At 42.0% G+C, this 15,105-nt stretch carries 12 protein-coding genes; 4 read left to right on the top strand and 8 right to left on the bottom strand.

Annotated features, from left to right (window positions below; genetic code table 11):
* Positions 1 to 540 precede the first annotated feature (540 nt).
* The 3 genes from ABZA00_RS01995 to ABZA00_RS01985 form a co-directional block, all read right to left on the bottom strand.
* The gene (locus tag ABZA00_RS01995; protein ID WP_372880467.1) at positions 541 to 2,421 is read right to left on the bottom strand and encodes a diguanylate cyclase; all 1,881 of its coding nucleotides are present in this window, start codon (positions 2,419 to 2,421) and stop codon (positions 541 to 543) included.
* 25 nt (positions 2,422 to 2,446) lie between these two features.
* Complete coding sequence (locus tag ABZA00_RS01990) at positions 2,447 to 3,622, bottom strand: branched-chain amino acid ABC transporter substrate-binding protein (RefSeq protein ID WP_372880466.1); 1,176 nt, start codon at positions 3,620 to 3,622, stop codon at positions 2,447 to 2,449.
* 566 nt (positions 3,623 to 4,188) lie between these two features.
* Positions 4,189 to 5,517 (bottom strand): mechanosensitive ion channel family protein, encoded by a 1,329-nt coding sequence (locus ABZA00_RS01985; protein ID WP_372880465.1) that lies wholly within the window; start codon positions 5,515 to 5,517, stop codon positions 4,189 to 4,191.
* A gap of 216 nt (positions 5,518 to 5,733) precedes the next feature.
* On the opposite strand from ABZA00_RS01985, the gene ABZA00_RS01980 reads away from it, so the two are divergent.
* Positions 5,734 to 6,729, top strand: a complete 996-nt coding sequence (locus ABZA00_RS01980) for a transposase (protein ID WP_372880464.1) — start codon at positions 5,734 to 5,736, stop codon at positions 6,727 to 6,729.
* A gap of 369 nt (positions 6,730 to 7,098) precedes the next feature.
* Here ABZA00_RS01980 and ABZA00_RS01975 read toward each other — a convergent pair whose 3' ends face one another.
* Positions 7,099 to 7,296 carry a hypothetical protein gene (locus tag ABZA00_RS01975; protein ID WP_372880463.1) on the bottom strand — a complete coding sequence of 66 codons (198 nt, stop codon included), beginning with the start codon at positions 7,294 to 7,296 and terminating at the stop codon, positions 7,099 to 7,101.
* 316 nt (positions 7,297 to 7,612) lie between these two features.
* On the opposite strand from ABZA00_RS01975, the gene ABZA00_RS01970 reads away from it, so the two are divergent.
* Both ABZA00_RS01970 and ABZA00_RS01965 read left to right on the top strand, forming a co-directional pair.
* Positions 7,613 to 8,314 carry a DUF4080 domain-containing protein gene (locus ABZA00_RS01970; RefSeq protein ID WP_372880462.1) on the top strand — a complete coding sequence of 234 codons (702 nt, stop codon included), beginning with the start codon at positions 7,613 to 7,615 and terminating at the stop codon, positions 8,312 to 8,314.
* Positions 8,315 to 8,782: 468 nt separating this feature from the next.
* The gene (locus ABZA00_RS01965; RefSeq protein WP_372880461.1) at positions 8,783 to 10,027 is read left to right on the top strand and encodes an alpha/beta hydrolase; all 1,245 of its coding nucleotides are present in this window, start codon (positions 8,783 to 8,785) and stop codon (positions 10,025 to 10,027) included.
* Between the two features lie 274 nt (positions 10,028 to 10,301).
* On the opposite strand, the gene ABZA00_RS01960 is transcribed toward ABZA00_RS01965, so the two are convergent.
* The 4 genes from ABZA00_RS01960 to proB form a co-directional block, all read right to left on the bottom strand.
* On the bottom strand, positions 10,302 to 10,697 hold the full coding sequence (locus ABZA00_RS01960; RefSeq protein WP_372880460.1) for a hypothetical protein: 396 nt from the start codon (positions 10,695 to 10,697) through the stop codon (positions 10,302 to 10,304).
* A gap of 167 nt (positions 10,698 to 10,864) precedes the next feature.
* A complete protein-coding gene (locus ABZA00_RS01955; RefSeq protein WP_372880459.1) occupies positions 10,865 to 11,146 on the bottom strand; it encodes a hypothetical protein in 282 nt (93 codons plus the stop codon).
* Positions 11,147 to 11,680: 534 nt separating this feature from the next.
* Entirely contained in the window at positions 11,681 to 12,916 is a 1,236-nt protein-coding gene (locus ABZA00_RS01950; RefSeq protein ID WP_372880458.1) for a glutamate-5-semialdehyde dehydrogenase, read from the bottom strand.
* A gap of 15 nt (positions 12,917 to 12,931) precedes the next feature.
* Positions 12,932 to 13,708, bottom strand: coding sequence for a glutamate 5-kinase (gene proB, locus ABZA00_RS01945; RefSeq protein WP_372880457.1), 777 nt, complete (start codon positions 13,706 to 13,708; stop codon positions 12,932 to 12,934).
* Between the two features lie 533 nt (positions 13,709 to 14,241).
* Between proB and fdhD the strand changes: the two genes are divergently transcribed.
* Positions 14,242 to 15,093, top strand: a complete 852-nt coding sequence (fdhD, locus tag ABZA00_RS01940; RefSeq protein WP_372880456.1) for a formate dehydrogenase accessory sulfurtransferase FdhD — start codon at positions 14,242 to 14,244, stop codon at positions 15,091 to 15,093.
* Positions 15,094 to 15,105 lie beyond the last annotated feature (12 nt).

Raw genomic sequence — 15,105 nt, 5'->3', positions numbered from 1 at the left:
GGCAAATTGTGCCGAGATGCCAGGCATAAAATTGAAGTATAGTTATTCTACATAGAAATTTTATAACAAAGCAGATTGGTGCAATTTACCTTGCCCTACGGGGCGCTAGCTCGAAAACCAGTGCTGCGTTGCACCAATCGAGAAGGGAATAACCATTACCTCATGTTGCGTCTTGCTCTGGTCTCCGAGCTCGTGCCTGACAAAGCATTTTGAAGTAACATGGGTATAAGATCCGAGTGTTTAAGCAAAACATGAATTGTAGCCACACCTAACCGGGACACAGTCCCTAACTCACCGCTCACAGCTTTAACCCGCACCATATAGTTTAAAAAAACAGCACCAGCGAGAGCCCAAATGATCGCATGTTGCGTTAAATTTTTTCGATTTAGGCCCACTAGATCTTCAAAAATTTGCCTTACCTGCGATCATTTGGGCTCTCGCCTGAGCGATTCTTAGTCAGCTCTGGCGTTCGTTTTTAAACTATATGGTGCTCTAGCTGCTTATTCCTTCTGCAACACAGGAGCTCTGCTTATCGCGAGCTTACATATTGTTAATCTTAACTGTTTCCCGTTGTTGAAGCTCTGCGAAACCTTTGCTTCGGTTTCGTCCGCTTGTCTTGGCCTGGTAAAGAGCCTTGTCGGCGACACAAACTAAATCGCTTGCCGTATTCTTTCTGTCGGGAATGCAAACAGCGATGCCCAGACTAATGGTGACTATGCCTAATGTACTACCCTCATTGACCAAAGACATTGCCTGAACAGCCCGTCGCAGTTTCTCGGCCAATTCACGGGCTCCGGCCAAATCCGTTTCGGCTGAAATAATGCTGAACTCTTCCCCGCCGTAACGAGCCACGAGATCACCTGCTCTGCACGCATTGGCCGTTAAAGCGCCTGCCACTTTTTTCAGGCACTCATCTCCTGCCTGATGCCCATATCTGTCGTTGAAATTTTTAAAGTGATCAACATCGATCATGATCAGGGCTAAGGGTTGGCCTGTTCGCATTGCTCTGGTCCATTCTGTAGCAAGACTCTCGTCAAAATGACGACGGTTTGCAAGCCCGGTTAAAAAGTCCGTTATGGAAAGCTTCTCTAGTTTGCTGTTCATTATCTCCAATTCCTGGCTCTTCTGTTTCAGATCTGAGTAGAAGAATTCTGCTTTTTGCTTACTGAGACGCAAATCAGCTTCCCTGAGCTCCGCATTAACGGCCGTTTTCTGAAATTGACGGATGGCAACACCCAGACGTCCGAGCTCATCATTACCGGATGGCGGCAAGGGAGTGTCAAGTCTTCCTGCAGCAATAGACAGCATGGATTCGCTTAGCCAGGACAAGCGCAGTATGACATTACGTATTATATGAAAATACATCAGGGCGGCAATGCCGAGTAATCCGATACAGGTGACCAAAAGGAGAATGAACATGTATTTTTGTTGTATTTGCTCAGTGGTCATGCCGGCATTGTTTGTCTCTGAAACCTCCTGATTCATCAGGGCCGAAGCGGCTTGATCAATAAGGTGGGTTAGTCGGTGGTTCTCACTGATCAGGTTTTGGCTGTCAATTGCCAGCAATAATTCTCGTTTGCGAAACGTCAGTAACCCGCTTTCTGCCAGCACTATTTCCTGAAGTTCGGTGAATGATCTATCAAGCTTTGAGTGGATCTCGGCGGGAAGCTTTTTAAAAGTAATATCGGCTTCGAGCAGAGCAATTGATAAGGTTTGCCGTGAAACCCCCAGTGCAGAGAGCGTTGGATCCTGGGTGGCCGACAGGGTGTGTCTGCTGATGGTCTCTACCTCCCGGTAGAAACGCTGCACCGGATTCCATTGCGCAGAGCTTCGTGCCATTGCGACTATTCGCTCCATAGGGGGCGAGGGTCGAGACAGTAAGTGATTGATAAGATCATTATCTGCTTCAATGATGCGCACGCGATAGGTCAAATGCTGCTTAAAGGTTTGCAGGTTGGAGAACAGCCGTTCGCGTGCGAATTGACGCTCTTGCAGCATAGCAATCCGCTGCTCAGCCATGGTGTGCAAGCTGTGCAGATTCTCGGTTAACGCAGCCGCAAAACGACGCACATCCCGCATTTCCGCTGCCATGCTGTCAATGCCACTCAGGGATTGCTCAAACTCAGTTATTGCATTGTTCAATTTTTGCGCGGCATGCTGCCGATCGCTTTCACTGCTAACGGATTGCAGCGAAATGCCGCTTGCGGCAAGTGCATCCACAGCGTTGGCCACCCGTAATGTGTGCATCATTGTCGGCAGTCGCTGCTCAATAATAATGTCCATTGACTTACTGATCTGATTGCTACTGAAAAGCGCAACCAGAGTGGCCAGAATCATAACCGCGGCCATGGCTGCGAAACCCAGTAGCAAGCTCCTGCGAATACTTAAACCTGCGGCTGACTGAGGTACTCGTCGAGTCAATCTGGACAACTTAAAACAGAAAGGTTTAATCCACTGAAACACGCTTACCTCTTTTCCAGGTATACCAGGAAAAGGCCGGGTAGTTGGTATGGATATCTCCTTTCATGTCAAAAGAAACCCGGCCAAGGACGGTTTCAATCGGTGCCTGGCGAATCGCGGCGGCTACTAAATTTGTATCAAAAGAATTGGCTCTGCGAACACCTTCAATCCAAGTTTGCGTTGCCGCATAGGCGAACAGAGTATAACCGGCCGGCTCTTCGCCTTGTTTTTTGAGCGCAGCTACAGCCTGCGTCGCAGTGAACAATTCTGAGGCTTCAGGGGGAAATGTAAATGGAATATCTTCGCCTGCCGAGCCAGCTGTTTCTATAAACACCTTTGACACTAACGTATCACTGCTGATGATATCGAAGGGTGCATCCATCTGCTTAACCTGGCGCACAAACACACCGCTATCTAGCCCGCCCCCGACCAGGTAGAGAACATCAACTTCCGCATCAATAAAGTCCTGGATATCTTCTGCATAGGATGACGCTGAAGCAATGCCAATCGCTGTATGAACTGCTTTAATGCCTTGTTTTTCCAAGGCATCCATAGCCGTTCGAGCGAGCTCCACAGAATAACCTCCGGGAAAGTAAAAAACACCGACTTTTTCACCTGGGTGACGCTTCGCGATTCGCTGCGCAGCGATTTCGCCCTGAACATCATCTCTGCCAATCATGCGAAAGATTGTCTTGATGCCCATCTCGGTCACTTTGGGTTGGGTGGACGCCGGGGTGATCTGCAGTATATTGTGACGTGCATAAACAGGTGCAGCTGCAATTGTTGCCATCGAACAGGAATGACCGATCACCACAGCCGGAGGATCAAGAACGAGATCCTCGGCTACCTTCTCCGCAATCGGAGTACTGCATTTGTCATCGTAGGTTTTAATATGTAACTTTCTTCCCAGTAATAACCCTCCAGGTAAGGCATCGATGGCTGCAGTGACACCTGCATTGTACTGGATGCCAATCGAGAAACTGTTACCCACCATGGGGGCGGCAATGGCAACCGTGACCGCCTCTTCTGCTTTCGTTTGTCGGGAAACTGTGGCTAATGTCAGGCCTAAAAATGCAACAGAGAAAATAGATAACCGGCAAAATGCACCGGAAATATGCTTTCGCCCGAATCTGTTTCTCCACGCTTTATTCGATAAAAGCATTTTGCGTCTCCATAGGGTTATTAAAGAATAATTTTTTTAGCACTTAAGGATAATAAGTTCTCATATTGGCAAACAAAGGTGTAATCCTGTTTTTTAATTACAGTATTTCTTAAAGAAGGAAAATGCAACATTGAAGCAGGCACTTCATAACCTGGCGTCATCTTTATGATGCCAGCGAAGGCTGCAGAGCGGAGAATGATTCCTTTACTGCTTGGCTTCTTAAAAGCACCGTACTCTAAGTGATATTGGTTTGATGTTCAACGGGTTATTCTATTGCAGAGGAATGATTTGTTAAATTTAATCTGTGCTGTTTTTCGTTATTCGGCTTTTCTGCAGCGGTCATTGATAAAGTCGCGTTAAATAAATTTAACCTGACCGCTGATAAAGCAGATTGGTGTTATAGCTTGCGGTATACAAAGAGAGTGTGGAAGGTTTGGGTAGCTCGTCTTTTTCCTTTTCTTGATGTAAGGATCCTAATTCAGCTGGTTGGTTATAGGCCTTCGACTGTCACACATATCATTTCTTTCAATGCAGGTGTTTTCGACCTGAACTTATCCGCGACTTGCTTACTTGTTGAGCTTGTTATTGCACGGAACGTTACTGTTTAATATGCGTACTTCCCGTTGTGGGAATGGTATTTCAAAACCATGCTCCTGCAGGGCCTCCAGAATCATTAACAGAAGGTCACCTCCTACACGATTTTTGCCGTCATCTATGCCTTCCATCCAGAACTCGACAAACATGTTAATGCCTGAATCACCGAAACTGTCGATTTCACAATCGGGACGCTCTTCCAGGGGGACATTATCACCACTGAAAACCTGCGGGTGACTGGCAACCACTTTCTTAACAATATCCACAAGTTCTCTCACATCGGAATGATAAGCGACTGAAAAATCGACCCGGTAACGTTGGCTTTTGTCCTTGTGCGTCCAGTTTGTAAAGGTTCCTGCTATGAATTTTTCATTTGGGACCACAATATCCTTGCCATCAAATGTTTCCAATGTTGTCGCGCGCATATTTAATTCGCGCACGACGCCAGTACGCCCATCTTCGAGCTCAACATAATCTCCAATAGATAGTGACCGGTCCAGCAGAATGATAATCCCTGAAATAAAATTGGAAGCAATTGCCTGTAGTCCCAAGCCTATTCCGACGCCCAAAGCGCCACCGAACACTGCGAGTGTCGTCAGGTTGATGCCCATAATCTGCAGTATGAGCAATGAAATGATGATGAAAATCGAAATCTCGAATAGTTTAGAGGCTACTTCCCGGGTGCGTTTATCGAGACTTTCCTGATGGGAGATGAACTCACGGCCAGTTTTGCTGCTGATGCGCCCAAGCCAGAACAAAAGCGTTCCGAAAATAGTTACGCGAGCGATACCGTAGATTGAAATCTGAATATTCCCGAGATTGACTGATATGGATTCGAGTATTCCTATTAAGCTGCCCAGGAAACCGTACAGGTGCAGAAATAACAGCGGCAGACCCACCCATCTGAATATACCGGCGGCTACTTTGTTACGGACGAAGTTACGGATTATTGAATGAAATAAAAGTAATATGGCAATGGTGAACGCAGTTTGAACCAGCCAACCCTGGTTTACAGTGTTATCATTTATTTCGATCGATATCCGCAACATAAAGATAGCGAGTACCGGAAATATCAAACCGCCTAACTTACGGGTAAATCTCCGCAAGGGGTGAACGGCGACCTTATCAGATTGAGTATCAAGAAATGGTGCATATTTTCTGATGCGATTGGCAATCGCGAATGCAGTAGCGTAGATTGCTAAAATAATGCCGATTTGTATGTAAGTACCCGGTTGGGCAAATGCAGCGTTTGCTTTATCAATAAATTGATCGACTATTTGGTACAGGTGGTCCAGCAACATATTTTAGTGACCTCTTATTCTATTTGATACGCAGACCCTTCAATAAAATGATATGCCAGTTAATAGAAATATAGGTAGGTATACTGTAAACGCAAATTAATCCCCGTATAGTAAATTGAGGTAGTAAATTGGGGGACAGCCAAACCTTTTTGACGGATAACGAGTTTACACCTACTATATAAACAGTGTTTTTATATACAGTTCACAGGGGTGAGCATGACGCAATCTCGATCTTCGTTAATTTCACTTGTTGATACACCTTACTATCATTGTATTTCTCGTTGCGTACGTCGTGCTTTTTTGTGTGGTGAAGATCAATATAGTGGTCAAAGTTTTGAACACCGGCGTCAATGGATGGTTGATCGCATTCATCAACTCAGTGATATTTTTGCTATTGATGTTTGCGCTTACTCCATTATGTCTAACCACTATCATCTCGTTTTACATGTAAATGAAGCAGAAATCAGCGCTTGTTCTGATAAGGAAATCTGCAATCGTTGGTATCGACTTTATTCCGGTTCAGCAATTGTATCTCGTTGGCTAAAAGGAGAGTTAGCACCGGAAACTGAAATTAATGTAGCATTGGAAGTGATAAGGAAATGGCGTCATCGCTTACTTGATATTTCTTGGTTCATGCGTTCATTAAATGAGTTTATTGCCCGTAAAGCTAATAAAGAAGATAATTGCAAAGGACGATTCTGGGAAGGGCGGTTTAAATCACAAGCTTTACTCGATAAACAGGCCTTGTTAACTTGTATGGCTTATGTTGATCTAAATCCTATTCGTGCGAAACTGGCTGAACGCCTTGAAAAATCAGAATATACCTCTATATTTGAGCGAGTTCATAGTCGTTCTTCTGAAGAAGACAAGGTGTGTACTGATAGTGTCTGTAAACCTTTATTTGGTTTTGTGGCTGGCGAATGTAATGAACAGCCAGAAGGGATCCCCTATGCTCTTATCGATTATTTAGAGCTTGTAGATTGGACTGGACGGGTTATTAGAGATGATAAACGCGGCGCTATTAGTGTGCAAATACCCACTCTACTTAGTTCGCTCGGTTTAGACAGTGAAACTTGGTTAGAATTAGCCTGTAGTTTTGGCAAAAATTATTATGGCGCAGTAGGTTCACTTGATGAACTTGCTTTATTTGCTGAGCACACTGGTAAACGTTGGATAGCCGGAAAAAACAAGTTACAGCGACTGCTGCATTAAAATTCCTTTGCAACAATCTTTTTTCTCATTAGCATTTTTCTAAGGGATGCTAATGGCTTAAACTCTGAAAATTCCTCATTATTTTACCCAACTACAACAAATTAACTTTTTTATAACTTCAGCGCATAAAAAACCGATCATTTGTGGTTATTGCTTTAGCTTTTTATTAATATTTTTTTAAAGGTTTGGATGTCCTTTATTTTGGTTTTAATATTTTTTTAAAGGTTTGGATGTCCTTTATTTTGCCTTTTTATTTTGCCTTTTATTTCTGCTAGCCCGAAAACTCCTGCGAGCGTGAAAAGCTATCTCGCTTTCGTCCTGAAGTGATAGCTAATGTTTAGTCTTCTCTTGTTTATGGTAAGTTCGTTGTTACGACTTTGGTTGCTGACGTTTATCAATAATCTGTTGAGCGTGTGCTACTACACCTTCCATAGAAAGCTCAGTAGCCAGGTATCTGATACGGTACAGAGATATTAGTGGTAAATCTTCAATAGGCTGATCGAGTAAGGCTTTAAGTTGGTTTTTTTCACTGTTCGGGTTACTATCTTGGTTGTCTAAACCTGACATAATTAATTGTTTCCTTATATTTTTCATAGATGATCTGTACTAACGTAGAACCTGTAAAGTAGACACAAGCATCGCGTGTGAGAAGCGTTTTGATAATCAGTCACTTTCTCAAGTCATTTTATCTTACGACTGCAAATAATCATAGTACATGGTTGTGTTATATATTGATTCAGCTCTGAAACGGTATAGTGAGTCTGATCATTTATTCAGAAAATAATTTTCTAATTCGCTTGTGCCCCAAAGCTGGCAAAAAAGATCATGTCCGCTCAGTTCCGTTTGTCAGTGCTGTAACTCACTTTCCCGAAGGCAGTTTGAAGTGGGAATCCAAACTTTTAACCAGGAAGTGCAGGCAAATATCAGTCGTAAGCAGAATAACCCGAAGTCAAAACAAAATCTGCTGTGGCTAAAAGAGAATACTAATGCTCATATCCATGCTGATCTTATTTTTGGATTGCCGGGTGAGACTCTCGACACATTCAGGGAAAGTTTCGACGAACTTTATTTATGCCAGCCTCACGAAATTCAGATGGGTATTTTAAAACGCCTCAAAGGAAGCCCAATTATCCGGCACACTGAAGCATTTGATCTGCGTTTCAGCCCTCTGCCTCCATTTAATATATTAAGTACAGATCGTATTGATTTTTCGACCATGCAACGGGTTAATCGCTTTGCAAGATATTGGGATATGATAGGTAACTCAGGGCGCTTTAAACATTCGCTAGCACATATTTTATCTGAACATGCTTTTGACGATTTTATGGCAATCTCAAATTGGTTGTTTAACAAAACGGAGCAAACGCACCAGATTAATCTTAAAAGGTTATATGAACTGGTGTCACAAGCGGTTGAGGCTTTATTCCCTGAAAAACATCAACTTGTTGTTTCGAAAATGGAATTAGATTACGCCGAAACGAAATTAAAAGGTCATTTCAATACCCTCAATCTTTACGCTGGGCTGCAAAAACAATCGGCAAGTCCAAATAAGCTAGCGCAGCGACAAAAACGACATATGCAGTAACATTAGGGCAATGGCAACAGGCTTTTAAAAAGTAGGTTTAATCGGCCTGTTGAGCAGGTTAACGATGGTGATTCAATTATTCCCCATAGTGGCTATGCGACAGTCTACTATCATGAGCGGATAAGCACTGCGCATCCTTTTTTTTAGTCCGCATCTTGTTCTTTTTTCTTATGTTGAGTATGAGGATAGAAGTGAACCCTTTGTAATGGTCTTACGTATATCCAGCAGAAGCCGTCATAGTGAGAACAGGACTATCAGCATATATAATTGAGATCTTTATTTATAAAAATTCGGATATCTGCTTTTTCCTCGCTTTTCCTTTATGTCGCTGGATAGGGGGAAAAGAAATTCAAGGGGGAGCGGTTCGGGGGATGCTGGCTAAGAAAAAACGGTGAATCATTAAATTCAACATTACCTTATTTATCAAGTATTTTAATCCGCTAATCACAGGATTTACTGGACAGTTTTATGAACAAATATCAGCAAAAGAAAAATGCTACTTTCCCGGCTAATAAAAAGATGTTGTCAGCCGCAGTTATGCTGGCTGTGACTGGCGCTTATTTTCTGCTTCAAGGCTGCTCCGGAAAAGCGGATAATCCAAGTTATGCAGCTTCAGCATCACTGCCACGCTTTAATCAGGCCAGCTTTAGCGAATATGTGGCCGATACCCGCCGATGGCTTGAGGATAACCGCGTATTTATCAGCGACAACCAGGCGCGTGAGATAGCTCTCAACCTGCCAGGCGAATACCAGCCCGAAGTGCCCAATGGAGAATCGGTACTGCTGGTACACGGTCTTGGAGATTCGCCATACTCATTTGTTGATATTGCCCGTCACCTGGCGGGAAAAGGCTATCTGGTGCGCACTATTTTGTTACCGGGGCATGGTTCAAAAGTGGGCGATCTGATCTTGCCGAGTCAAGCAGACTGGCTGGGTGTGGTTCACCATCACAGTCAACTGCTTAAGCAGGTCTCCGAAAAAGTCTGGCTGGGCGGCTACTCCACAGGTGCTAATCTGGTGACGGCAGAGGCTATTCAGGATGATGATATTCAAGGTCTGCTGCTGTTTTCGCCGGCCTTTAAACCGGAAAGTGATATTGTTTCCTGGGCTGGGGCCGCCAGTTTATTTGTCACCTGGGCGGATCAGGATCCCGAAGATAATTACCTGCGCTATAACTCTTTGCCTATGAATGGTGCTGCGGTATATTACCAGACTTCCGAAACCGTTCGTAACAAGCTTGCCGGGAACTCTTTTCAGCGGCCGGTTTTTATGATGATCAGCGAGGGTGACAGTGTCATTAATACCCAATATGCGCTGCAGGTCTTCACTGAAAAAATGGATCACCCGGATAACGTTCTGGTATGGCAGGGTGAAACCCCTTTGAATGATGAGCGGGCTGTGCGCTTCAGCATGAAGCTGCCCGAACAACGTATTTCCAATGGCTCACATATGGGGTTGTTATTTTCCCCCGACAATCCTGAATACGGCATCAGCGGGCGCAATCGAATATGCGATAACGGCCAGGAGGAAGGGCTGCAACTCCTATGTGCTCAGGGCGAGGAAGTCTGGTACTCTGCATGGGGCTACCGCGAACCCGGTAAAATTCACGCCCGTCTCACCTATAACCCTTACTTTGCACAAAGCATGTTTTTGCTCGATAAAGTGATGACAGCACCACCAGCCCAGGGTGAATTTGCGTTAAAGATAAATTAAACATGAACTCATGTATTATGAATTTGCAAGTTTGCTGATGGTCTTTGTTTGTTGGCTGGTGGTGTAACCTTAATTGCAAGGTGTTTCGCCATGACGGTGACTTAGTTCTTTTTCTCTCAACACTCAACAGTAAGAGAAAAGCAGGTAAAAAGAGTTTTTTCGTGACACTATGCTGTCGCACAATTCACCGTACCGTTAAACTATACGGTGCTCAAGGCACAAAAATCACTATAACCGTAATTTATCAACCGATTTGATTGCCTTGATAGGTGATTCAACCATCACTTTGTAAACTATATACTGATTCGAACTCTATTATTTGAAAGTTTTCTATAGATGTCGTCCTGTTTTGCTGCATCTGTTTGTTCCATAATCTTTTATCTGAAGTTCCTATCACCATGTATTCATTGCCAATACAGGCAGGATCTAACTTTTCAAAAGCAATTGTTAATTCAGTTTGTAAGTCATATTTATCTGCTACGATAAATTCACATTTTGCACAATACTTACAGGTAAAACCAAGATTAAGTAAATTTTTTGCATTATCAACATGAATCACCAATGGAAACTTTCGTTTAAATGTAGATTTATGGCACTGGGGGCATTTACTAACCTTATAGTCAGGATCTGGATTCAAGGCGAATGAATATTTTTTAGGTCGATTGCTCATTTTTATTAGTAGGGCTCCATATGATCATCTAACAGTGTATTGGTTTGCAAATCCCGATTTTGAGCGTGATAAACACGACTTACGGACCGCAATAAATGGGATATTAATGGTTGACATGCCTTTTATCAACATTAGCATCAAAGTAACAACAAGGCTGATCAGCACATTCAAATGGCCTTGATCTGTACCACCTTCATGATATCCACTTCCAAGCCGGCGATCAGTTCGATTGCGGGATAATAGGAGAGCTCGACCTGTTTGCCTTCAAGGTTCTGATATTTATAATCCCGACAGTATTTAAACGGGCAATCGTATCCATCCATCATCAGGGTATTGAGCACACATTCACCATTAAAACGCTGGACATGAGAGTTAACCTGCATCAACGCGCAATGAACAAGCTCTTGGTGTTTTTGCAACGTGCTATCAACGGGGGATTTCATTGGCATTCTGCTCCTTGATCGAAATAAATAACCGAATATTATATGAACTTACTTTATTTGCTGAGCACACTGGTAAACGTTGGATAGCCGGAAAAAACAAGTTACAGCGACTGCTGCATTAAAATTCCTTTGCATCAATCTTTTTTCTCATTAGTATTTTTCTAAGGGATGCTAATGGCTTAAATTTTGAAAATTCCTCATTATTTTACCCAACTACAACAAATTAACTTTTTTATAACTTCAGCGCATAAAAAGCCGATCATTTGTGGTTATTGCTTTAGCTTTTTATTAATATTTTTTTAAAGGTTTGGATGTCCTTTATTTCGTTTCTTTATTTCTGTTGAAAAATATTTTTTGCTAAATCAATCCCAATTAATGTAACTTTCATATCGAACACCTCTTGTTATGTTATTGATAACTTTACTTCAATAATGGCGCATTGTGACGCCGATACAACTTGAGGTGTTCATCCCATCATCCCTGTGTATCATGCAGTGTTATTCTGGACCTAAGCGAGTTAGTTTAGTGGGGGAGGGAAGCTCATTCCCTAACCTGTCCACTTCCATAAATCTTAAACTTATAAGTCGTTAAGCCCTCTATGCCCATTGGTCCACGGGCGTGAAGCTTGTTAGTACTGATGCCTACCTCTGCACCGAAGCCAAAAGCGCCACCATCGGTGAAACGCGTTGAGGCGTTAACATATACACAGGCTGCGTCTATTGAATTTAAAAACTTTTCAGCTGTTGATATATTTTCAGTGATAATTGCTTCTGAATGACCTGAGCTAAATTTTACAACATGCTCAATTGCTCCATCCACTCCATCTACAACTTTTATATTTAAGATATTAGCCAAATACTCAGTATCGTAATCTTCATCAGTAGCATCTTTCACTGAGATGATATCCTGAGTGTTTTTACATCCTTTGAGCTCCGTATGGGCTTTGTCGAACTCAATCTTTAACAGAGGTAAAGTATCTTTTGCTATCGCACTATCAACTAAAAGTGTCTCCATTGCATTACAAACACCTGGCCTTTGTACTTTGGCATTTAGTGCTATAGCGATAGCACGATCTATTTTTGCATCTTTATCTATATAGGTATGACACTGCCCTTTATCATGTTTAACAACACTGACAGTTGCATTTTCACTTACATACTTTATTAGTCCCGCTCCACCGCGAGGAATAATCAAATCGACATACTTGTCCATCTTAATCAGTCTTGCTACCCCTTCTCTTGATGAATCGGGGATAAGGGAAATTAAAGATTTTGGTAATGAGTTTTTGCCTAAAACAGCTTGCAAAACTTTTGCAATAGCTTTATTCGAATGTTCAGCTTCTTTACCACCTTTTAATACGCAGACATTCGAGCTTTTAAAACAAAGTGCTGCTGTATCCGATGTAACATTTGGACGAGACTCGTAAATAATGCCAATCACTCCAATAGGAATAGAGGTCTTCTCTATCTTAAGTCCATCTTCAGTTACCCAACCATCAAGCACACGACCAACCGGTTCATTTAGTGCTGCTATCTCTTCTATTGCCACTGCCATTGTATCAACACGACTCTCATCTAAAAGCAGCCTATCCTTAAGTGCGGGGCTTAAATTACTTTTATCTGCCTCTGTCATATCCAGTGCATTTGCTGCAAGTAAATCTTTTGTGTTTACTCTCAGGGCATCTGCCATCTCTTTTAATATTCTGTTTTTTTCACTTCCACTAATTATTGATAAAACTCTACTCGCAGCTTTTGCCTCTTCTAGAAATGCTTTCATTTCGATCCCCTATATTTAAATTATTTTTTCTTTCTTTGCTTCAAAGAGTGTACCTAAAGTATGGGTGCCATTTAACAAGAACTCTTCTGTATAAGAGAGTTTAAAGCCATTTGACAAAAACATTTTTCTGCCTTTTTTTAACATGAAGTCTGCAGCTTTCAGCTTGGTAACTATGCCGCCCGTTGCAAAATCATTATTTGGCGTACTATCATCTTTTAATGCATCTTTTGGAATCTCATGAATAACTTTATAAATCTTTGCATCTTTATGCTCTTGAGGATTTTTATCATAATAACCATCAATATCACTAAGAATGACTAACAAATCAGCTTTTATCGCGTGTGCAACATTGGCTGAGAGCTGGTCATTATCACCAAAAAGCTGTTCCGGTGTTGAAGTTATATCATTTTCATTTACTATGGGCAGGATATCATTGCTAAGATGGGCATCAATAATTTCCTGAAACATTTTAGTTCTTTTTCTGGAATCGAAATCGTCTTCAGTCAATAGTATTTGCGCTGTATCTATGTCATAAATATCAAATTTCTTTTTATAACTGGTCATTAGTATTGGCTGGCCGGCTGCTGCTATCGCTTTTTTACCTATCTGCATCGTTTTGTCTAACTTAAGTGCCGAATAACCCGCGGCAACAGCACCGGAAGTTACTAGCACGACATCATATTTACTTTTTAACTTTGATATCAGACTTACCAGGTTCAACATTCTTTCTTTAGCAATATTATTTTTGTGTGTTAACACTGCACTCCCAACTTTGATAACTAATCTTTTCATCTCTAATCCTTAATTGATAATGATTATATTCCTCTAAGTGTAGTTATACTTTACAGATATCGAGAAATTAATTCGCAGTCCGTTTTTTAAACTATATGGCGCTCTAGTCGACCTGAAAACTCAGGAAAAGGGCTGTTTGAACCAGCCAACCCTGCTGTAAAGTGTTATGGTTTATTTCAACGGCTATGCGCAACGTAATCAATAAATTGATCGACTGTTTGGTACAGCCGTTCCAGCAACGTATATTAGTGGCATTCCTATCTTCCACGCTCACTCTTCCTGTTTTATAAGCAAGCAACAAGGTGTTAGTTGCGCCTCTTTTAACTTTGCTTGTTGCCAAAAAGTTAAAGAATATAAAAACCTATTAACAAAAAATAGCATTGGATCTCATATTTTCATCATAAATATGTTATAAAAGCGAACTCTAATTAATGCACAGTAATTCATTAATATCAGATAGTTATTTGGATTGTATGGATTGAATAACAATCAATATTATTTATTCAAAGTAATAACAATATAAAGGGAAGTAAATGGACGAACAACCATGTCAACATGTTAATCGGCAGCGTTACCGTTTATCTGCGGATGGGATCCTTGATACGCGGTTGAGTGAGGATATGGTTATCAGTGAAGAGCCTTTAAATATTGTATTACATTGGACCTGCCAAAAAACACAACAGCAACTCGAAAAAACCTTTATGGTTACCATGCGGACGCCGGGCGAAGATGCCTTTTTGGTAACCGGGTTATTATTATCCTACGCAATAATTAGCCATGCCGAACAAATCCAGTCAATTATCAGCAGTGAACATAATCAATGTGATATTACTTTACACCGCTCCGTTATTTTTGATTGGAAAACATTAACCCGACAATTTGTTAGCCATTCTGGTTGCGGCATTTGCGGCACAAATGATATTAAAAAGTTAGCGCGTACTTTTAATGTCGAAATCGATGATAAACCACACTGGTTGCCTCTCTCATCTGTTCTTGCTCTCCCTAAGCAGCTAAGGCAGCAGCAATCTCTTTTTTCGGCCACCGGCAGTGTGCACAGTGCCGGTATATTTGCTCTCCAAGGCTGTTTGTCTATCAAAGAAGATGTCGGCAGACATAATGCCGTTGATAAGGTGATTGGCGAGATATTGACGGAAAATATTTGCAGCGATCAGCATATATTAATGCTAAGTGGACGCATCAGTTTTGAATTGATGCAAAAAGCGGTTGCAGCAAAAATTCCCGTTGTTGTGGCGATCGGTGCACCATCCAGCCTGGCGATAGCTGTAGCCAAACAATTTAATATTACGCTACTGGGTTTTGTCAGTGAAAACAGCTGCAATGTCTACCACGGTGGCTTTCGTTTAATAACAAAAGTAGCTAGTTAGCCAGTTTTATGA

It is taken from the genome of Psychromonas sp., from assembly GCF_041586535.1.
GTDB lineage: Bacteria > Pseudomonadota > Gammaproteobacteria > Enterobacterales > Psychromonadaceae > Psychromonas.
The sequence above is the reverse complement of the archived record's forward strand: the minus strand, read 5'-3'. Positions and strand labels throughout refer to the sequence as shown.